At 69.7% G+C, this 20,555-nt stretch carries 17 protein-coding genes; 8 read left to right on the top strand and 9 right to left on the bottom strand.

The features are described 5' to 3' along the window. Positions 1 to 21: 21 nt before the first annotated feature. The 3 genes from IXW21_RS13265 to IXW21_RS13255 are packed head-to-tail and all read right to left on the bottom strand — an operon-like array spanning position 22 to position 2,947. Complete coding sequence (locus tag IXW21_RS13265) at positions 22 to 1,140, bottom strand: Mrp/NBP35 family ATP-binding protein (RefSeq protein WP_194764728.1); 1,119 nt, start codon at positions 1,138 to 1,140, stop codon at positions 22 to 24. Then, positions 1,137 to 1,682, bottom strand: a complete 546-nt coding sequence (locus IXW21_RS13260; protein ID WP_194764727.1) for a DUF1003 domain-containing protein — start codon at positions 1,680 to 1,682, stop codon at positions 1,137 to 1,139. The genes IXW21_RS13265 and IXW21_RS13260 overlap by 4 nt, the downstream gene beginning before the upstream one ends. Then, positions 1,682 to 2,947: a magnesium transporter MgtE N-terminal domain-containing protein gene (locus tag IXW21_RS13255; protein WP_194764726.1), complete on the bottom strand. Its 1,266-nt coding sequence runs from the start codon at positions 2,945 to 2,947 to the stop codon at positions 1,682 to 1,684. The genes IXW21_RS13260 and IXW21_RS13255 overlap by 1 nt, the downstream gene beginning before the upstream one ends. Before the next feature lie 110 nt (positions 2,948 to 3,057). On the opposite strand from IXW21_RS13255, the gene IXW21_RS13250 reads away from it, so the two are divergent. The 4 genes from IXW21_RS13250 to IXW21_RS13235 are packed head-to-tail and all read left to right on the top strand — an operon-like array spanning position 3,058 to position 5,664. Continuing rightward, the gene (locus IXW21_RS13250; protein ID WP_194764725.1) at positions 3,058 to 3,810 is read left to right on the top strand and encodes a general stress protein; all 753 of its coding nucleotides are present in this window, start codon (positions 3,058 to 3,060) and stop codon (positions 3,808 to 3,810) included. Continuing rightward, positions 3,810 to 4,598: a DUF4870 domain-containing protein gene (locus tag IXW21_RS13245; RefSeq protein ID WP_194764724.1), complete on the top strand. Its 789-nt coding sequence runs from the start codon at positions 3,810 to 3,812 to the stop codon at positions 4,596 to 4,598. Before IXW21_RS13250 ends, IXW21_RS13245 begins: the two co-directional genes overlap by 1 nt. Then, positions 4,598 to 5,257, top strand: coding sequence for an alpha/beta family hydrolase (locus IXW21_RS13240; RefSeq protein WP_194764723.1), 660 nt, complete (start codon positions 4,598 to 4,600; stop codon positions 5,255 to 5,257). Before IXW21_RS13245 ends, IXW21_RS13240 begins: the two co-directional genes overlap by 1 nt. 11 nt (positions 5,258 to 5,268) lie before the next feature. Next, the gene (locus tag IXW21_RS13235) at positions 5,269 to 5,664 is read left to right on the top strand and encodes a VOC family protein (protein WP_194764722.1); all 396 of its coding nucleotides are present in this window, start codon (positions 5,269 to 5,271) and stop codon (positions 5,662 to 5,664) included. Between the two features lie 100 nt (positions 5,665 to 5,764). Here IXW21_RS13235 and IXW21_RS13230 read toward each other — a convergent pair whose 3' ends face one another. Beyond that, positions 5,765 to 7,186, bottom strand: a complete 1,422-nt coding sequence (locus IXW21_RS13230) for an aminopeptidase P family protein (protein WP_194764721.1) — start codon at positions 7,184 to 7,186, stop codon at positions 5,765 to 5,767. A 37-nt stretch (positions 7,187 to 7,223) separates the two neighbouring features. Continuing rightward, a complete protein-coding gene (locus IXW21_RS13225) occupies positions 7,224 to 8,246 on the bottom strand; it encodes an endonuclease/exonuclease/phosphatase family protein (RefSeq protein ID WP_194764720.1) in 1,023 nt (340 codons plus the stop codon). Between the two features lie 89 nt (positions 8,247 to 8,335). Between IXW21_RS13225 and IXW21_RS13220 the strand changes: the two genes are divergently transcribed. Then, positions 8,336 to 9,211, top strand: coding sequence for a PHP domain-containing protein (locus tag IXW21_RS13220; RefSeq protein ID WP_194764719.1), 876 nt, complete (start codon positions 8,336 to 8,338; stop codon positions 9,209 to 9,211). 85 nt (positions 9,212 to 9,296) lie between these two features. Here IXW21_RS13220 and IXW21_RS13215 read toward each other — a convergent pair whose 3' ends face one another. Continuing rightward, a complete protein-coding gene (locus IXW21_RS13215) occupies positions 9,297 to 10,811 on the bottom strand; it encodes a DEAD/DEAH box helicase (RefSeq protein ID WP_194764718.1) in 1,515 nt (504 codons plus the stop codon). A 169-nt stretch (positions 10,812 to 10,980) separates the two neighbouring features. Here IXW21_RS13215 and IXW21_RS13210 point away from each other — a divergent pair, with 169 nt between their 5' ends. After that, positions 10,981 to 11,694, top strand: coding sequence for a ferritin-like fold-containing protein (locus IXW21_RS13210; RefSeq protein WP_194764717.1), 714 nt, complete (start codon positions 10,981 to 10,983; stop codon positions 11,692 to 11,694). Positions 11,695 to 11,706: 12 nt separating this feature from the next. Here the strand turns inward: IXW21_RS13210 and IXW21_RS13205 are convergent, their stop codons facing one another. Together IXW21_RS13205 and IXW21_RS13200 are read right to left on the bottom strand one after the other, a co-directional pair. Continuing rightward, a complete protein-coding gene (locus tag IXW21_RS13205; RefSeq protein WP_194764716.1) occupies positions 11,707 to 11,994 on the bottom strand; it encodes a hypothetical protein in 288 nt (95 codons plus the stop codon). 7 nt (positions 11,995 to 12,001) lie between these two features. Then, entirely contained in the window at positions 12,002 to 12,226 is a 225-nt protein-coding gene (locus tag IXW21_RS13200; RefSeq protein ID WP_194764715.1) for a DUF3107 domain-containing protein, read from the bottom strand. A 209-nt stretch (positions 12,227 to 12,435) separates the two neighbouring features. On the opposite strand from IXW21_RS13200, the gene IXW21_RS13195 reads away from it, so the two are divergent. Together IXW21_RS13195 and IXW21_RS13190 are read left to right on the top strand one after the other, a co-directional pair. Next, positions 12,436 to 15,675, top strand: a complete 3,240-nt coding sequence (locus IXW21_RS13195; protein ID WP_194764714.1) for an ATP-dependent helicase — start codon at positions 12,436 to 12,438, stop codon at positions 15,673 to 15,675. Then, on the top strand, positions 15,672 to 19,220 hold the full coding sequence (locus IXW21_RS13190) for an ATP-dependent DNA helicase (protein ID WP_194764713.1): 3,549 nt from the start codon (positions 15,672 to 15,674) through the stop codon (positions 19,218 to 19,220). The genes IXW21_RS13195 and IXW21_RS13190 overlap by 4 nt, the downstream gene beginning before the upstream one ends. Here IXW21_RS13190 and IXW21_RS13185 read toward each other — a convergent pair. Next, the gene (locus IXW21_RS13185) at positions 19,166 to 20,509 is read right to left on the bottom strand and encodes a phosphotransferase (RefSeq protein ID WP_228528521.1); all 1,344 of its coding nucleotides are present in this window, start codon (positions 20,507 to 20,509) and stop codon (positions 19,166 to 19,168) included. The two genes, IXW21_RS13190 and IXW21_RS13185, sit on opposite strands and share 55 nt — an antisense overlap. Positions 20,510 to 20,555 lie beyond the last annotated feature (46 nt).

The following is a 20,555-nucleotide window of genomic DNA, read 5'->3' as shown; positions in this document are numbered from 1 at the left end:
CGTCAGCCGAGGGACAGAGATTCAGCCGAGCGACAACGGCAGCGGACGTCCCGAGAGTCCTCGGCCGCGGCCCGCGAGACTCCGGGCCAGGCCGTCGATCGCGAGGGCAGCAGCATCGGAGGGGTCTCCGACGACGATCGGAGTGCCGTCGTCGCCGCCCTCGCGCAGAGCCGGGCTCAGCGGGATCGAGGCGAGCAGGGGCACCGGATCGGTCTCGGAGAGCGCGGCGGCCACAGCGGCCCCGCCGCCGGAGCCGAAGAGATCGATCACCGTTCCGTCCGCAAGCGTGAAGGGACCCATGTTCTCGATCACGCCGATCACCCGTTGCCCGGTCTGCCGTGCGACGAGGCCGCTGCGGATGGCGACATCGGAGGCCGCTGCCTGCGGCGTCGTGACGACCAGCACCTCGGCGTGAGGGAGCAGCTGGCCGATCGAGATCGCGATGTCGCCGGTGCCCGGGGGCATGTCGATCAGGAGCACATCGAGGTCGCCGAAGAACACATCGGTGAGGAACTGCTGCACGGTGCGGTGAAGCATCGGACCGCGCCAGGCGACGACCGCCTCACCGTCGCGCAGGAACATGCCGATCGAGATGGTCTTCACCCCGTGGGCGACCGGCGGGAGCATGAGGTCGTCGATGCGGGTCGGCTGCGTGCCCGCGGGAATCCCGAGCAGCCCCGGGATCGAGAAGCCGTGCACGTCCGCGTCGACCAGGCCGACGGCGAGACCCTGCTCGGCGAGAGCGACCGCCAGGTTGGCGGTGACCGTCGACTTGCCCACGCCGCCCTTGCCGCTCGAGACGAGGATGACACGGGTCAGGGAGTCGGGGCCGAAGGGCATCTGGCGAGGTGCGCGTCCGTCGCGCAGCTTCTCGGTCAGAGCCTTGCGCTCGCCCGGAGTCATCACCCCGACGTCGACCCGCACATCCGTCACGCCCGGAACGGATGCGGCCGCGGCGCGCACGTCGGACTCGATACGGGCGGCGGCGGGGCAGCCCACGATGGTCAGGACGATCGACACATCGGCCTGCCCGGCGGTGACGGAGATGTCTCTGACCATGTCGAGGTCGCCGATGGGACGGCGCAGCTCGGGGTCGGTGACGGCGGCGACGGCCGCCCGCACGGCGTCGGCGGAGCTCACGATGACGAACGGGTGCCGGGCCGGGACGTGTCGCGGGGCTCGTCGTCGTTCTCACCGAGCTCGGCGAGGAGCGCCTTGAGCTCCTGACGCAGCACGTCGCGGGTCACGACCTGGTTGTTGCGCTCCTCGAGCGACATGCGCAGCGCGACGATCTCTCTGGCCAGATACTCGGTGTCGGCGAGATTGCGCTCGGCGCGCTGACGGTCCTGCTCGATCTGCACGCGGTCGCGGTCGTCCTGCCGGTTCTGCGCGAGGAGGATCAGCGGTGCCGCATACGAGGCCTGCAGAGAGAGCATGAGCGTGAGGGCGGTGAAACCGAGGGCCGCGTCGTCGAAGCGCAGGTGGTCGGGCAGCAGGGTGTTCCAGCAGATCCAGAGCACGCAGAAGAGGGTGAGGATCAGGAGGAACGCGGGCGTGCCCATCGCTCTCGCCACCCATTCGGTGAACCGACCGAATCGATCACGCGAGGTGGATCGCTGTCGCGACGATCCGCGACCGAGAGGAGCATCCAGCTGGGGGGAGCGCGAGCGCGAACGGGCCATCAGCGCACCTTCCCCGGGATCGTCGGCTCATCGTCGTCGTGCGTTCGCCAGTCGTCCGGAAGCAGGTAGTCGAGCACGTCATCGATGCTGATCGCGCCGACCAGACGATGGGCGGCATCGATGACGGGGAGCGAGACGAGGTCGTAGCTGGCCAGCATCCTGGCCACCTCGGCAGCGGATGCCGTGACGGCCACGGGCTCGAGGCTGTCGTCGACGATCGCACCGAGTCGCTCGTGCGGGGGATAGCGCAGCATCCGCTGAAAGTGCACCATGCCGAGCAGTCGGCCCGTCGGAGTCTCGAACGGGGGGAGGGTCACGAACACCGCCGCGGCGAGAGCGGGGTGCAGTTCGTGGCGCCGGATGAGCGCGAGAGCCTCGGCCACGGTCGCGTCGGCGGAGAGGATGATCGGCTCCGGCGTCATGAGGCCACCGGCCGTGTCGGGGCCGTAGCGGAGCAGCATCCGCACGTCCTCGGCTTCTTCGGGCTCCATGAGCTCGAGCAGCTGCTCCAGCCGGTTGGGGGGCAGCTGCGCGAGCAGATCGGCCGCGTCGTCGGGTTCCATCTGGTCGAGGATGTCGGCGGCGCGTTCATCGCCGAGCCGGTCGAGGATGTGCACCTGCTCGTCCTCGGGCATCTCTTCGAGGGCGTCGGCGAGGCGGTCATCGGAGAGCTCCTCCGCGACCTCGATCATGCGCTGCTGCGGCAGATCGAGAAGAGTGTTCGCGAGATCCGCCGCGTGCAGTTCCGAGTACGACGCGACGAGCTGCTCGGCGGACTGGGCCTCACCGGGAGACCGCTGCTCCGACACCTCGCTCCAGGCGGCGAACGTCGTCGGCCCCTTGGCGAACGGCGATGCGCTGGTCTTGGGGCGGCGCAGGAAGAGTTGACTGATCGCCCATTCCCCGAGCCTGTTGGGCTCGATCGCGACGTCTTCGATCACCGCGTTGCCGCTGCCGTCGACCAGGTCGACTCTGCGCCCGAGCAGTTCGGCGAGCACCCGCACTTCTCCGGCACGCGGTGAGAACCGCCGCACGTTGATGAGCCCGGTGGTGATGACCTGGCCCGCACGGATCGAGGTCACCCGCCCGATCGAGAGGAACACCTGCCGACGGCCGGGGATCTCGACGACGAGACCGATGACACGCGGGGCTGCGGTACTTCGGTACACGATGACGACATCTCGGACCTTGCCGAGCCGGTCGCCCACGGGGTCGAAGACGGCGCAGCCTGCCAGGCGCGCGGCGAATACCCGTTGTGTGCTCACCTGTCCAGCGTAGTGCGCAGGGCCTGCGAGGAGGCCCTGCGCGCCGAGGGGAGGGCGCCGTCGGGCGGAGCTCGCGGGCCGCTCATCGATAGGCATGGAACAATGGCGGGATGAGCATGCTGAACCGTCCAGCTGACAGCCGCGATGAGGGCGAGATCGTCGCGTCCACCCGCGATTACGAGGGCGCGCAGAAGACGGTGTCCAAACTGATCGCACAGGAGGTGCCCGCGCGCGACATCGCGATCGTCGGGCAGAACGTCCGCACGGTCGAGCGCATCACCGGGCGCCTGGGCTATGCCGCAGCCGCCCGTTCCGGCGCTGTCAACGGCGTGCTCATCGGTCTCTTCCTCTCGGCGATCCTCGTGATCGGCAACCCCGAGGTCCCGATCCAGCTCTTCGTCGGCTTCGTGTTCATCGGAGTCGCGCTGGGCATGCTGCTGAGCCTCGTCACCTACGCGATCGTTCGTCGCCGCAGGGACTTCGCCAGTGTGACCCAGTTCGCGGCCGATCACTACGAAGTGCGCGTTCAGGCCGCATCGCTGGCCAAGGCGCGCTCGGCGCTCGGCGCGGCCAAGCCCGCTCCGGTGCGCCCGCCGGTGAACCTCGATGAGCCGCCCCGCTACGGCGAGAGGATCACGCCCGGCACTCCGAGCGCGCCCACCGCACCGCCCGTCCCCGAGGAGCCCACGCCGGGCGCCGAGACGGAGCCCGGTGCAGCGCCGACGCCGCCGCTCGGGGGAGGCCAGACGCCCCCCGAAGAGCCCGCCGTGCCGCCGCGGCCCGCCGACCCGGTCGCGCCGCCCACCGACACCACTGATCCCGGAGCGCCGGGGATTCCTCCGAAGCCGGCGGGGACCGCCTGATGACGGACTCCCGGAACGACTCGACTTCTGAGACCGAGGCGGAGAAGTCGGCGGTGCCGCCGGTGCCTCCGGCCCCGCCGGTGCCTCCGGCCCCGCCGGAGAACCCCTACGTGCCGTCCACGGCACCCGGGTACGCGGTCCCTCGGCAGGCACCGGACTTCGCGCCTCCGCAGGCACCCGGATACGTCGCGGCCCAGCCGGCGCCGGGCTATTCTCCTCCGCAGGCGCCCGGGTACGTGGCTCCACAGCCCGCGCCCGCCTACGCGCCGCCACAGGCGCCGGGGTACGTCGCCCCGCAGCAGGCTCCGGGCTATGCGCCGCCACAGGCACCCGCCTATCCGACCGGCACCCCCGGCGTTGCGGCCTATCCGGCGGGTGCGTACCCCGTCGCGACGCCTCCGCGCGGACTCCTGCCCTGGGCTCTGGGGCTGCTGATCTTCATCCCCGTCCCGTTCGTCGGCGGCCTGGCCTCGGGAATCGCCATGGCTGTGAGCGGTGGATCCTCCCGTCGCTTCGGTGGAGTGGCCCGCGAGAACGCCCGGGTGGCGCTGAACTGGGGGCTCACCTACCTGCTCGTGTCGACGGGACTCCTCATCACGCACTTCGTGGTGCTCTTCACGCTGACGTCGGGCTCGCCGTCCAGCGGCTTCTATCCGATCGGCATCCCGATCACGCTCTACTTCGCGGTCTCGGTGCTCCACGTCGTCCTCGTGATCATCGGCATGGTCAAGGCCTCGGCCGGCAGGGCCATGCGGGTGCCGTTCGCGATCCCGTACCTTCGCGGCTGATGACCGACATCGCCGTCGACCTGCCCACCGGCCCCATGACCGTCTCGGCCGACTGGGCCGGCGGTGCCGGAGGGGCGACCGCGATCATCGCGCACGGCGCAGGGACAGGTAAGGACCATCCCTTCCTGACCGGATTCGCGGATGCGCTCACGCTCCTCGGTTTCTCGACGCTCCGCTTCAACTTCCCCTACGTCGAGCAGGGCCGGCGGATGCCCGGGCCGGCGACGCACGCGACGGCGACCTGGCGCGCGGTCGTCGCGCACGCGCGGGAGCAGGACCCGGGCGCGACGATCTGGGCCACCGGCAAGTCGTACGGCGGACGGATGGCCTCCATGGCCGTGGCGGAGGGGCTCGTCGTCGACGGCCTCGCGTATCTCGGCTATCCGTTGCACGCCCCGGGGAAGCCCGAGAAACCGAGATCCGAGCATCTTCCGGCGATCATCGTCCCGCAGCTGTTTATCGAGGGGACGAACGATCCCTTCATCCAGCCGGTGTCGCAGTTCGAGGAGGTCGTCGAGACCTGCCGGAACGCACGAGTCGTCTGGATCGAGGGTGGAGGGCACACCTTCGAGGTCAAGGGCCGCAAGCGGTCGGCCTCCGAGATCGGCGCATCGCTGGCGCCGTTCGTCGCGGAGTTCGCCCGGCCCGCTCAGGGGTGAGTGGCACTGTGATGAAAGGGATTCATCACGTCGAGATCTGGGTGCCCGATCTCGGTGAGGCCGCGGACAGCTGGGGGTGGCTTTTCACCTCACTGGGGTTCGAGCTCACCGCCGAGTGGGCTCGTGGTCGCACCTGGGATGCGGGCGGCTCGTACGTCACTCTCACGACCTCGCCGAACCTGTCCGCCGCCGAGCACGATCGCCGTCGAGCAGGCGTGAACCACCTCGCGTTCTGGGGTGGCCGGCGTGCGGAGGTCGATGCGCTGATGGCCGCTGCTGCGGCGCACGGATGGAAACCGCTGTACGCGGACCGCTACCCGCATGCCGGTGGTCCCGATCACTACGCCGGATGGCTCGAGAACGACCAGGGGTTCAAGGTCGAGATCGTCGCTGACTCGCGAGCCTGACCCCGCAGAGCGAGGCCTTCGAGCTCGGGGAACCGCTGCGCGATCAGTCGCACAGCGGTTCCTGCGGTGAGCTCGAGTCCACCCTCATGCATGCAAGTGGTCAGCCCTGCACCCGCGCGATCCAGGCCTCGACCTCGTCGGCCGTGCGCGGGATGCCCGCCGAGAGGTTGACCGGACCGTCCTCCGTCATGAGGATGTCGTCCTCGATGCGCACCCCGATGCCGCGATACTCCGCGGGCACGGTGAGGTCGTCGATCTGGAAGTACAGTCCGGGTTCTATCGTGAAGACCATGCCGGGAGCCAGGATGCCGTCGTAGTACATCTCGCGGCGGGCCTGGGCGCAGTCGTGCACGTCGATGCCGAGGTGGTGCGAGGTTCCGTGCACCATGTAGCGGCGGTGCTGGCCGCCGGCATCCGCGTCGAGGGCCTGCTCGGCGGTCACCGGCAGCAGACCCCACTCGGCGACCCGGGCGGCGATGACCCGCATCGCGGCCTCGTGCACCTCGCGGAAGCGCACCCCGACCCGCGCCGCGGCGAACGCCGCATCCGCTGCCTCGCGCACCGTCTCGTAGACGCGTCGCTGCACCTCGGTGAAGGTTCCCGAGACCGGCAGGGTACGGGTGATGTCCGCCGTGTAGTAGCTGTCGGCCTCGACGCCGGCGTCCACGAGGATCAGGTCGCCCGGGACGACCGAGCCGTCATTCCGGGTCCAGTGCAGATAGCACGCGTGCGGTCCGGAGGCAGCGATCGTGTCGTAGCCCTCGCCGTTCCCGTCTTCGCGCGCGCGGCGGTGGAACACGCCCTCGACGACGCGCTCGCCGCGTGCGTGGGCGACGGCATCGGGGAGTGAGCGGATGACGTCGTCGAAGCCCTGCGCCGTGATGTCGACGGCGCGGCGCATCTCGGCGATCTCGAAGTCGTCCTTCACGAGGCGCAGCTCCGAGACGAAGCGGGTGAGGTCGTCGTCCTCCTCGAGCACGAGCTCGCCGTCGGCGGGGGCGAAGCGGTGGAGGTGATCGGTGGCGATCGCCAGATCGGCGGCGACGCCCGCGAGAGACGGGCGCGGACCGATCCAGAACTCGCCGACCGTCGCATCCGCGTAGAACTCCGTGGTGGTGCGGTCTGCGCGTTCACGGAAGTACAGGGTGACGTCGTGGCCGTCGGCGGTGGGGTCGAAAACGAGGACCGAGTCGGGCTCGGAGTCGGATGCCCAGCCGGTGAGGTGCGCGAACGCCGAGTGCGCCCGGAAGACGTAGTCCGTGTCGTTGCTGCGCTGCTTCAGCGAGCCGGCGGGGATCACGAGACGCTTTCCGGGGAATGCCGCCGAGACGGCCGCGCGCCGCTCGGCGGCGAACGGTGCCTGCGTCCGAGGCGAGGGGAGGGTCTCGTCCCGCTCGGCCCAGCCGGTGGAGATCGTGTCGAGGAAGCCCTGGGGGAAGGGCTGCTTGCGGTTCGTGGTGGTGCTCTCGGCGGGGGCCTCGACGACGGGTTCTGCGATCGTGTCGCGTTCTGCGGTGCTCATCCCTCCAGTCTGTCACCTGCGAGATGTGTGCGCGGGGTCAGCCCGTCGGCTCGAGCTGGACGATCAGCCCGCGATGATCGCTGCCGCCGGCATCGTCGATCACGACGGACCCGGTCGGCGTCCAGTTCGGGGACGCCATGACATGGTCGATCGGCGTGCTGAGCAGCGTCGGCAGAGAGCTGGGCCACGTGCCGCTGTAGCCGTTCCCTGTTCGCGAGGCGACGTCGCGGCAGTAGCCCATGTCGCCCCCGTCGACGCCGAGGCCTGCCATGTGATCGACCGTCGCGTTGAAGTCTCCCGCCAGCACGAAGTCGCCCTCGGGGCACTGATCCGCGATCCAGCGAAGGTCGCTGCTCCACTGGACCATGTCCTCGACCCGCGGGGCGACGGCGTGCACGGCGACGATGGTCGGACCGGAGCCGTCGACGGGCATCAGCACGGCGCTCGGAACCGACCCCGTGTTGTTCGAGCCGTTCTCCGAGGACTCGATCACCGAGTACTCGCCGAGATCGGGCGACACGAGAACCGTCGTGTGCCACGACTTCGGTCCGTCGACGACATCAGGCTGGAACTGCACGTGATGCACCCACATCGGGTGCCCCTGCTCGCGGAGCATCACCGCGATCTCCTCGCCGACCGCCTCCGTGGTCTCGGGAAGAGCCACGATGTCGGCTCCCTGATCGAGGATCTGCTGCGCGATCTGCGGCGCGGAGACGTTGTCGCCCGCTGTGTTCCAGGACAGCACGCGCAGGCTGGTCTCGGTGGCTGCGGGCAGCGCTCCGGAGCCGAATCCGCGCAGCATCCCGATCACGCCGGTGGCGGCGGCGCCGAGGAGCGCCACGATGAGCACCGACGCCGCGAATCCGCGCAGCGGCCGGGCGAACAGGAGCAGCATCGCGAGCACGGCGACCACGAGGAATGCCGCGAGGACCACGCCGCGAGCCGCCACGATCTGGGCGAACGGGTACGTCTGCTCCAGGTGGAAGAACTGCGGCCACACGACGATCGCCGTGGCTATCGCGAGCAGCACGGTGAAGAGAATCCCCAGGAGTCGAAGCATCCCCTCCAGCCTAGAAGCCCTCGCTGTGAAGACCCTGCCCCGGCACGGCGCGCGCGCCGCTGTCGTCCGGGCGTGGGTACTCTCGAAGGATGGCCGTCGCTCGTTCCCACCCGTTCGCAGGACCGTCCGACCTGCACCTGCACTCCAATCACTCGGACGGCACGGAGACACCGGCCGAGGTCGTGCGCCAGGCCCATGCGCACGGGGTGCGCACGATCGCTCTCACCGACCACGACCGCACCACGGGATGGCAGGAGGCTGCGCAGCAGACCGCGGCGCTCGGAATGACGTTCATCCCGGGCATGGAGCTCTCCGCCAAGCACGAGTGGCGGAGCGTTCACGTGCTCGGGTACCTCTTCGACCCGCTCGACGACTCGCTGCGGGCCGAGACGGACAGGATCCGGGGCGATCGCATCGGTCGGGCGGAGCGCATCGTGCGCAGCATCGGCCGCGACTACGACCTCGTGTGGGACGACGTGGTCGCGCAGACGACGCCTGACGCGACGGTGGGGCGCCCGCACATCGCCGATGCTCTGGTGGCGCGGGGCATCGTCCGCGATCGCACGGAGGCGTTCGACGGCATCCTGCACCCGCGCGAGGGGTACTACGAGCCGCACTACGCGCCCGACCCGCTCACCGCAGTACGGCTGATCACCGACGCCGGGGGAGTGGCGATCATCGCGCATCCGGTGACGGCGGGGCGTGATCGCATGATGCCGGTGCCGTTCATCGAAAGGCTCATCGCGGCGGGACTCGGCGGGTTCGAGATCGACCACCGCGAGAACACCGACGCAGGCAAGCGGGCGCTGCACGCGCTGGCGGCCGAGCACGACCTGATCGTCACAGGATCGAGCGACTATCACGGGGCCGGAAAGCCCAACCTGCCGGGTGAGAACACCACGGCGGATGAGATGGTCGCACGACTGATCGAGCGTGCGACGGGGTCGACGCCCACCTACGCCTGAGGACCGGGCCTGAGGACCGGAAAGGGGCGGATGCCGCCGCAGCAGCATCCGCCCCTCTCACGGCGTCGTCAGATCGACGCTGACGTCAGGCCCCGGTGACGGGTGCGGCACCGGCCGCCCCCGAGCCGCCACGGCGACGACGACGGCGGCGCGCAGGTGCCGGCTTGCCGTCGTGGTGCTCCTTGCCTGCGCCGTCATGGGTGCCCGCTCCCTCCGCGCTGCGGTCGGCGGCGGGGGTTGAGGAATCGGATGCCGAGCTGTCGGACTTCCCCTCGGCGAAGGTCGATCCGACCTGCTCCGAGCCGCCGCGGCGGCGACGACGACGACGCGTGCCGCCCTCGCCGGTTCCCTCGGCCGCCACATCGGCGGCGCGCTCCGGACGCGGTGCGCGCACCGGCTTCTCGGTCTTGGGTGCGCTCACGAGGCGGCCCTTGGTGCCGGCGGGGATGTCGAGGTCCTCGAAGAGGTGCGGGCTAGACGAGTAGGTCTCGACGGGCTCGGGCTGGCCGAACTCGAGAGCACGGTTGATGAGAGCCCACTTGTGCAGGTCTTCCCAGTCGACGAACGTCACGGCGATGCCGGTCTTGCCGGCGCGACCCGTGCGGCCCGCTCGGTGCAGGTACGTCTTGTCCTCGTCGGGGATCGTGTGGTTGATGACGTGGGTCACATCGTCGACGTCGATGCCTCGGGCGGCCACGTCGGTCGCGACGAGCACGTCCTTCTTGCCGGCCTTGAACGCGGCCATCGAGCGCTCACGCTGATCCTGCCCCATGTCGCCGTGGACCCCACCGACGTTGAAGCCGCGGTCGCCGAGCTCGTCGACGAGACGCTGCGCCGCGCGCTTGGTGCGCGTGAAGATCACGGTCTTGCCACGGCCTTCGGCCTGCAGGATGCGCGCGATGATCTCGTCCTTGTCGAGCGAGTGTGCGCGGTAGACGAGGTGCTTGATGTTCGCCTGGGTGAGCCCCTCGTCGGGGTCGTTCGCACGGATGTGGATCGGGTTCGACATGAACCGACGTGCGAGCGCGACGATCGGGCCGGGCATCGTCGCTGAGAACAGCTGCGTGTGGCGGACGTCGGGCACCCGCTGGAAGATCTTCTCGATGTCGGCGAGGAATCCGAGATCGAGCATCTTGTCGGCCTCGTCGAGAACCACCTCGGTGGCGTTGGAGAGGTCGAGCAGCCGCTGGCCGGCCAGGTCGATCAGACGGCCGGGGGTTCCGACGACGATCTGCGCGCCGGCCTTGAGCTGGTCGATCTGACCCTCGTACGCCTTGCCGCCATAGATCGCCACGACGCTGGTGGAGCGGTTGCTGGTGAGCAGATCGATGTCCTCGTACACCTGCACCGCGAGCTCGCGCGTGGGGACGACGATCAGCGCCTTGACCCCGTGCTCCGGGTTCAGACCCAGGCGCTGCACGACGGGGATGCCGAAGCCGAAGGTCTTACCGGTTCCGGTCTTGGCCTGGCCGATGATGTCCTGACCGGGAAGGCCGAGGGGGATGGTCTGCTCCTGAATGGGGAACGCGTCGACGATGCCCTTGGAGGCGAGTGCGTCGACGATGTCCTGATCGATTCCGAGATCAGCGAAGGTTGTCAATGTTCAGATGCCTGTCCGGCGACCTACGAGGATCGCCCTGTTTCACGGATCCACGCCGTCTCATGTGCCACAGGCGCGGGCCCCGCTCCGACGGCGGGGACAGGGACAGCCTACCCGAGAGGGTCGGAGACGCCCGGAGGAGCCGTCCGTCCCGGGTATTGTGAACCCCGTGGTCAACTGGTTCTGGAAGCGGAGGACGCCGCGGCGCACTCTGACGTTGCGCAGTCGCGGCGATCAGGGCTCCGCGACGCGCGTCGACTTCGCCGAGCTGGCGCCCGAGCTCAACAGGTTCCTCGGTCAGGCCGCGTATCTGCAGCTGGGGTACTTCGAGACGCTCACGCGGCTGATCCGGGCGACTCCCGAACTCTCCGAGAAGGAATCGCTGTCGCGTGCGGCCGGCGCGGCCCTCACGAAGCACCGCGCGATCGTCGATCTGATCGCCGAGCGCGGCGATGATCCGACTCAGCTCATGCTCCCGTTCCGCGAGAATCTCGACGCCTTCCGACGAAAGACCATCGGTGCGCGTCCGCGCGAGACGCTTCTCGCGGTGTACATCACGGCCGGCATGCTCGACGACTTCTACTTCGCGCTCGCCTCGAGCTACGGAGACGTCGGTGAGAAGGTGGCCGCGATCCTGAGCGAGGACGACGCGCGCCACGAGATCGTCGCGATCATCCAGGAGACGATCGACGGCGACGGCGAATGGCGCTCGCTCCTCTCGATGTGGGCCCGTCGTCTGGTCGGCGACACGATCCTCGTGTGCCGTTCGGCACTCCGACAGCCCGAGCTCGCCGCGATGAGCGAGGATCGCGTGGAGCTCGTGTACACAGAGCTCATGGGCGCGCACGCCCGTCGCATGGATGCGATGGGCCTCGCCTCCTGAGGGGCGGCGGACTCAGATCCCGAGAGCTGCCTTCGCGGAGGCATCGGAGCGGCGTCGCCATGCGACGATGGCGACGGTCGCCCCCGCGGCGATGACGACGGAGCCGAGGATGCTCGTCAGCCACAGCCAGATGCTGTCCTCGCCCACGCCGATCCACTGCAGTCCGGTGTAGAGGACCGCGGCCGCTGCGGTCGCGATGGCCGGGGTCACCGCCACTCCGCGGAGCTCTCGGCCCCCGATCGCGAAGTGGACGGCGATGCCGAGCGCGCACGCGCCGATCAGCGCGAGGAGGATGTACATGGTCGGGTCAGGCGAAGAAGCCGACTCGACGCGACTCTTCGGTGCCGAGTTCGATGTAGGCCAGGTTCGCGGTGGGGACGACGTACGAGTTGCCCTTCACATCGGCGAAGTTGAGGTGCGAGGTGTTCTGCTCGAGCGCTGTGGAGACCTGGGTGCGGACCTCGTCCGCGGTCGCTGCGGTCTCGAAGCTGAGCTCGCGGCCGGTGTTGATGATGCCGATGCGGATTTCCACGCGTACTCCTGTGTTTGTCCCGTAGACGATGCAGTGCTGGGTCGACCGAGAGCGGTGACCGCTGCGCCCAACTCTACCCCGGGGGCCGTGGGCGAGATCGGGACGAGACCCCGGTTTCGCCCTGAGCGCACACGGAGACGACGCGGGCGGGGGCGGGCGTCCGGCGTCCGGATCCGGCGATGTCCGTCCGTCGCAGTAGCGTGGAGGGCATGATGCAGGATGCCGCCCAGAGAGCCGTGATCGGCGCTGACGACTCGGCATCCGGGATCATCATCGGTGGACCGGGAACCGGAAAGACGCGCACTCTCACGGAGCGGGTCGTGCACCTGCTCGATGTCGCAGGCCTCCGGCCCGAAGAGGTCCTCGTGCTGACCCCGAGCAGGCAGGCGGCGACGGCGCTGCGCGATCGCATCGGAGTGCGCACCGCGCAGGCGACTCCGGGTCCGCTCGCACGATCGCTCGGGTCCTTCGCGTTCCAGGTGGTCCGCGGCGCGATGGTGCGAGACGGTGAAGACCCGCCTGCCCTGCTCACGGGGGCCGACCAGGACCGCCTGATCGCCGACCTGCTCGAGGGAGACGCCGAAGACTCGGTCATCGCCTGGCCCGATGCGCTCAGCCCCGCAGTGCGCGCATCCAAGGGATTCCGCTCCGAGTTGCGCGCCTTCATCGCCGAGTGCGCCGAGCTCGGCGTGCGTCCGGATGAGCTGCGCAGCGCGGGCGACCCCGCGTGGTCGGCCGTGGCCGACTTCTTGGTGGAATATCGGTCGGTCCTCGATCAGGCGCGCGCTGCGCACCGCGACGCCGCCGACCTGCTCGCCGAAGCGTGCGAGGTGCTGCGGAGCTCCGACGACAGCGCCCTCGGAGTTCTCGCCGACCTGAAGATCGTGCTGTTCGACGACGCGCAAGAACTCACCAGGGGTGGTATCGCGATCGTCCGAGCCCTCCGCGAGCGCGGGATCGCCGTGCTCGCCTTCGGCGACCCCGACATCTCCTCCGGTGCGTTCCGGGGTGCCAGCCCCGAGCTGTTCGCGCAGCTGGCCACCGCGCTCGGAGACGTCCACGTCCTCGATGAGCCCCATCGGCAGTCGTCACCGCTCACCGCGCTGACCCGCACTCTGACGCAGGCGATCGGGGCGTCGGGTCGGGTCGATCATCGGCGGGCTCCGGTCGCGGCCGACACCGATGACCTCGAGGCGAGCGTGGCGACCTTCCTCGCTCCCTCGCCGTACGAGGAGCTCGACCGCATCGCGGGCGTCATGCGCGAGTGGCACCTCTCCGGCCGGGTGCCGTGGGACCGGATGGCGGTCATCGCCCACGACACGCGCCAGGTCTCGCAGCTCGAGGCGGAGCTGGCGGCGCGGGAGATACCGACGCGCGCCGCGGGCGTGCAGCGACCGCTCGGCAGCGAATCGGTCGTCCGTGACATCGTGGGGATCGTCCGGCTGGCACTGACGCGCGCCGATGAGCGCACGTCTCAGGACTGGGAGGAGGCATTGCGGACGCCTTTCGGCGGCATGGATGCGATCGCCCTCCGACGGCTGCGCGCGCGACTGCGGCACATCGAGCTCGAGCACGGCGGATCCACTCCGGCCAGAGAACTCCTACGTCAGGCGCTCGCCAGCCCAGACCACTTCACGCTCATCGACGCGCAGGAGTCGCGTACCGCTGCGCGTTTCGCCCAGACCATCGCCGCAGTGGCACGGGCCGCAGATGCGGGAGAGACGATCCACGACCTGCTCTGGCGGGTGTGGGACGAGGCTCGTGCCGTCGACGGCAGACGGCTGCAGATCGCCTGGCGCGAGATGTCGTTGCAGGCGGCCGGCGCCGAGACGGCGAGGGCTCTCGATGCCCTCGTGTCGTTGTTCGGCGCGGCGAAGCGTTTCGTCGAGCGCACGCCGAACGAGCGGCCCGAGGTCTTCGTCCGCGATGTCCTCGACAGCGAGGTGCCTGAGGATTCCCTCTCGAGTCCCGACCGACCGGGGCGAGTGACGCTGCTCACGCCGGCGACGGCACTCGGCACCGAGTTCGATGCCGTCGTGGTGGCCGGGGTGCAGGACGGCGTCTGGCCGAACGTCCGTCTGCGTGGCGGCATGCTCCAGACCTGGCGTCTCGCCGATGCCCTTCTCGCTCGCCGCGCGGGTGTGCCGGAAGATCCTCCTGCGGCCCTCGATCGACGGCGAGCCGCACTGCACGACGAACTGAGGCTCTTCGTGCGGGCGATCTCCCGGGCACGACGGCGGCTGCTCATCACGGCGGTCGATGACGACGACATGACCCCCAGCCCGTTCTTCGCCTTCCTTCCGCAGCCGGATCCGCCCGAGCAGCACGCCTCTGCAGACCATCCGCTGACCCTGCGCGGGCTGGTGGCCCGTCATCGGCGCGTGCTGACGACCGCTCAGTCGCCGACAGCGCGGGCGCACGCCGCGGAGCAGCTCGCCGTGTTGGCTCGCGAGGGCGTCCCCGGCGCCGACCCCGTCGACTGGTACGGCGTCACGCCGCCCTCCACGAATGCCGCGCTGCGCGATCTCGCGACCGAGGGTGCGCGGGTGTCTCCGTCGAAGATGGAGTCGTTCGAGGAATGCGGGCTCAACTGGGCCGTCTCGGCGTTGGGAGGTGACACCGTCATGCCGCCGACCGCGGGCATCGGAACGATCATCCACGAGGCGATGGAGAAGGTCCCCGACGGAGATCTCGAGCGGATGCGGGCGATCGTCGCCGAGCACTGGACAGAACTCGACTTCGAGACCGAGTGGATCGGTCGCAAGGAGCGTCGCCGCGCCGACACCTTCATCGATCGGTTGCACACCTATCTGGGCGATGTGCGGCGCGACGGGGGACGCGAGCTGGCGAGCGAGGTCGAGTTCCGGTTCGCTGTCGACGTCTCCGAGGCAGAAGCCGAGCTCGCGGGCGAGGACCGAGTGCGACCGGTCGGCGACGACACGGCGAATCAGGCCGTCATCCACGGATTCATCGACCGCGTCGAGGTCTATCCGCCCGGTGCGGGCGATCATCCGCATGCCCGCGGGCAGCGATGGCAGCCGATCAGCGGCGGCGACGGTGCGGGAGCCGAGAAGGAGCGAGTCGTCGTGGTCGATCTCAAGACGGGCAAGACGGATCCGGAGTCCGAATCGGGTGTCCTCGAGCACGCACAGCTCGCCGCCTATCAGGTGGCGGTGCAGCAGGGGCTCGTACCGGGCGCATCGGCCGATGCTCTCGCGGGCGCCCGCCTGGTGATCGTTTCGAAGACCCTCTCGAAGAGCGACTATCGGGTCGCGCATCAGCACACTCTCGGACCCGATTCTCGAGACGCGTTCCTCCGACGAGTGGGCGAGGCTGCGCGCGGCATGTCGGCGTCCAGCTTCACGGCCCAGGTGGAGTCGCACTGCGCAGACACGCAGCGGCGCGTGAATCCGTGCCGGATCCATACTGTTCCGGCGGTGAGCTCATGACCATCTCCGAGACCACGGGCGCCGCTCGCGCTCCCGAGGTGCCCGATCGCTGGCCGGGCTCCCTCGGGATCTCGGCCACGGACGTCGCGGCCGCGCTCGGGCAGCCGTCGCCGACCCCCGCGCAGCAGCGTGTGATCGAAGCACCACCCGCACCCGCGCTCGTCGTCGCCGGTGCCGGCAGCGGCAAGACCGAGACGATGTCCGGGCGGGTGGTCTGGCTGGTCGCCAATGGCCATGTCCGACGCGATGAGATCCTCGGGCTGACCTTCACCCGCAAGGCCGCGGGGGAGCTCGCCGAGCGCATCGGCGCACGCCTGGCCGTCATCGACGACTACGGGCGGCGCGGTCTGCTCCCGTTCCTTCCCGAGATCGTCGCATCCGGGGCGCTTCGCCGGGTCGATGACGCGGCTGCCGGTCGGCAGCGCGACGTCGTGCGTCGCCACGTGCTCGACGAACTCGCTGAGCGATACGGCACCGGATGGGACCCTGGGACCCCTCGTGCGGCCGAGGACCTGATGATCCGACCGCGCGTCTCGACGTACAACGCCTTCGCCGACGGCATCGTGCGGGAGCACGCCGCGCGAATCGGACGGGATTCCGACGTGGCGATGCTCAGCCAGGCCGCATCGTGGATGCTGGCACGGGAGGTCGTGCTGCGCTCCGACCTTCCGGAGCTCGAGGAGATCGACTTCGCACTGGGCACCGTGATCGATGCGGTGCAGCGACTGGCCGGCGACGTGCTCGATCACCGCGTCGACCTCGACCGGGCGGTGCGCATCGCCCGCGATCAGGCCGAAGCCTTCGAGTCGTACCGGAGCAACGGAGATGTCGACAAGGCTGCCGGCAATCTGCTCGGTCTGGACACGCTGGCGCGCCTCGTGCGCGAGTACATCGCCGAGAAGAGCCGCCGCGGAGTGCTCGACTTCGCGGACCAGGTCGGCGGGGCCTACGACATCGTCGAGTCCGCTCCGGACGTCCGCTCCGACCTGCGCGAGCAGCACCGGGTCGTGCTGCTCGACGAGTACCAGGACACCTCCGTCATCCAGACCAGGTTTCTCGCGGAGCTCTTCCGCGATTCGGCGGTCATGGCCGTCGGTGACCCGCATCAGTCGATCTACGGCTGGCGCGGAGCGAGCGCCGACAACCTCTACGCGTTCTCCGGTGCCTTCACCTCCGCGCCCGAGGGGGCGCAGACTTACAGCCTCATGACCAGCTGGCGCAACGACACCAGCATCCTCGACGTCGCCAACCGCATTCTCGTGCCCCTTCAGCGACCCGGTCTCGACGTGCCTCCGCTGGAACCGAGACCCGGCGCGGCGGAAGGCGCGGTCGAAGTGCGTTTCCCGTTCACGGTCGACGCCGAGGCCGACGAAGTGGCGACCTGGTTCGCTGCGCGACGTGCTGCCCATGACGCCGTTTCGGCCGGACGGCCGCACACCGGCGCGATCCTGTTCCGCTCGAAGAAGCACATGCAGACCTTCGCCGCCGCCTTGGCGGCACAGGGCATCCCGCACCGCATCCTGGGTCTCGGCGGGCTGCTCGCCACTCCGGAGGTCGTCGACGTGGTGTCGACCCTGCGCGCCGTGCACGATCCCACAGCGGGGTCGGCGTTGATCCGTCTCCTCACCGGGCCCCGATTCGCGGTGGGGGTCGCGGACATGGCGGCCCTGTACGACCTGGGTCGCACACTCTCCGAACGTGACACCGGCATGATGCCGCTTCCCGACGAGGTTCGGGTGCGGTTGAGGTCATCGCGCGGAGCCGATGAGGCCGTGTCCATCATCGACGCCGTCGATGTCGTGCGAGCCGTGCGTGACGACTATCGCCTGATCGCGGGGATCACTCCCGACGGGAGAGCACGGATCCGTGCCGCGGGGGAGATGCTCGAGCGACTGCGTCGTGCATCATCCCAACCCATACCCGAGCTGGTCCGCCTCATCGAGCTCGAGCTCAGACTCGACATCGAGCTCGCCGCGAACGAGACGCGCGGACCGGCCCGCATCGCGGCGACCCAGCTGAGGGCGTTCTCCGACGAGGTCCGCGCGTTCCTCGCCGCAGACGAGCGCGGGACGATCGCGAGTCTTCTCGCCTGGCTCGACAAGGCCGAGAGCACCGACGAGCTCATGCCGAGGCCGGAACCCCCGGAACCCGGAGTGGTGCAACTGCTCACGATCCACGGCTCCAAGGGGCTCGAATGGGACTCCGTCGCGGTCGTGCGCCTGGTGTCCGACGAACTGCCCAGCCGAGTGTCCGACACTTCGGGGTGGTTCGGCTTCGGCGTCGTGCCGTTCGCGTTGCGCGGCGATCGGGACGCGCTGCCACGCTTCGAGTGGGATCCCATCGCGGCGATCGGAGACGAAGCGGATCCGAAGAAGCGGCAGACCCTCGCGCAGTCTTCGCTCTCCGGCGGGGTCTCGAAGGCCAACCCGCAGGGCGGTGCGCTCAAGCGGTTCAAGGACGCCTATCGCGCCTACCAGCAGCAGGAGGAGCGTCGTCTGGCGTACGTCGCAGTGACCCGCGCCCGTACGGACCTCCTGCTGACGGGGGCGCACTGGGCGGGGCAGAAGTCGCCGCGAGTACCCAGCCCCTTCCTGGTCGAGGCGATCGAGGTCCGCGGACTCGAGGAGATCGGTGAGGTCGACCCCGACGACAACCCCTATGAAGGCCCGGGATCGACCCTGACGTGGCCGCTCGATCCGCTCGGCGCTCGCCGCGGGGTCGTCGAGACCGCGGCACGGGCTGTCCGCGAGGCGGCGGCGCAGGACCCCACCGCGACCCCGGAGCTGGCACGCCTGCTCGCCGAGCGGGCCGCACGTCTGCGAGGCGTCGAGGCTCCGCCGCCGACCCGGGTTCCCGCATCGAGGTTCAAGGACTACGTCACGGACTTCAGCGGGACGCTCTCGTCGATCGTGCGACCGATGCCGGAGCGGCCCTATCGGCAGACGCGTCTGGGAACGCTGTTCCATGCCTGGGTGGAGCGACGCAGCGAACTGGTGGGAGTCGGCGCTCGTCTCGACGAGGCGCTCTGGGAGCTCGACGAGGACGACGTGTCGTGGGGCGCTGCAGACGAGGATGTCTCGGCTGCGGATGCCGCGGACCTGTCGACCCTGCAGGCGATCTTCGAGCGCAGCGAGTGGGGGCGGTTGCAGCCCATCGCGGTCGAGATCGAGATCGACTTCGCGCTCGGCAGCGGTATCGCGAGCGCTCAGTCGCTCGAACACGACGCGGCGACCGACGCGCCTGACGCAGGCAACATCGTCATCTGCAAGCTCGACGCCGTCTACCGCCGGGACGATCGTGGCGGGCGCATCGAGATCGTCGACTGGAAGACGGGCAAGGCGCCGCGCACTCCGCAGGAGCGCGAGGAGCGGATGCTGCAGCTGGCCCTCTACCGACTCGCCTACCACCGACGCTTCGACGTGCCGCTCGAGGAGATCGACGTCGCGCTCTACTACGTCGCCGACGACCTGGTCATCCGAGGCGACAGGGTCTATTCGGAGCTCGAGCTCTTCCAGCGCTGGAGCGCCGCGCGGGCGGCGCGCTGAGCTTCGTCCTCCGGTGATCCGGATGCGGAGTCATCATCGTCGGCGGACGCGGGCTCTGCCTCGCGTCGAGTCGACTCGATGGGCGCCTGATCACCGGTGGTGCCGGAGTCGAGATCTTCCAGGGAGTCTCGCACCCCCGAGAGATCCTCGGTCTCCAACGACCCGACCTGGGCGCGTCGGGCAGCCTCGGTCGCGGCAGTGATGTCACCGGTCCTCTCGTCATCGGACGTGTGCCAGAGGTCTTCCGGGTTGTATGCGTCGGTCTGCATCGAGGTGTCGACCCCGGACACGGCGCCGGCGGGCACCCGGTCGAGAGCATCCATCGCCGAGTCCACGCCGGCATCGCGCGACGCGATGACCGACAGGTCGTCGGAGTGCAGTCCGTCGGCGAGGGCCTGGAGCAGGGCGGCGGCGTCATCCACGATGTCGACGCGTCGCAGGGAATCTCCATGAACCAGCCACCGTGCGAAGTCCAACTCGGCGAGCAGACGTGCCCGGATCTCGAGCGCAGGATCGGCGACTCGATCGACCGCGCGTGCGTACGAGGCGTGCACATCGGCCGCGGCATCCGGTGCCGTGGACAGCCACGACAGGTCGATGGCGGGATCCCCGACCGACAGCGAGTGCCAGCCCAGGATGCCGGTGACCTCCGGCCCGCGGTCGGTCTCGTCGGCGAACACGAACGAGGACGCCTGCGCACCGCCGAGGACGACGGTCGACTCGAAACGCCACAGGTCGTCGTCGTCGATGGCCTCACGCCAGCGGACCGTGAGGCGGGCAGGAACACGCCCCGTCGCCGCGGCGGTGTCGATCAGCCGGGCCAGCTCGTCTCGGCTCTCCTGCGCCGACCGTGCGATGAGGCCCGCACTGCGGACCACTGACACGGGCAGGGCATGCACGGCCGCGATCGCTGTTCCCATCGATTCCGCGGCGCCACGACCGGCCGGCACGAGCGCCGCGTCGATCTGGAACCCGGGGAGGAGTTCGGTGACCAATGCCGGCGCGTCTCCCAGCCGGGTCTCGCCGACATACCCGGGTGCGCGGAAAGGCAGCATCGCGCGGGCTCCGGCGGTGAGAGCACGCAGCGCGATGGCTTCGGCTGCCAACTCGCGCGCGGACTCATCGTCGTCTGCCACGCGGATGGCGAGCTCGCGGCCGTCGGCCAGCGTGGCGACGGCGGAGTCGAAGCGACCGTCCGCATCGGACGACAGGGCGCGGGCACCCGTGACCTCCGCTCCGGGCAGTGCAGCCGTCACTGCCGCGGCTAGAGTGAAAGGAGAGCGTCCCATCCCCCCAGGGTAGGTCGGCTCGGGGGCGGTCCCGCCTCCGCCACGC

It is taken from the genome of Microbacterium sp. UFMG61 (assembly GCF_015354505.1).
Lineage (GTDB): Bacteria > Actinomycetota > Actinomycetes > Actinomycetales > Microbacteriaceae > Microbacterium.
Note: the sequence above shows the minus strand (reverse complement) of the source record. Positions and strands in the feature narration are given on the sequence as shown.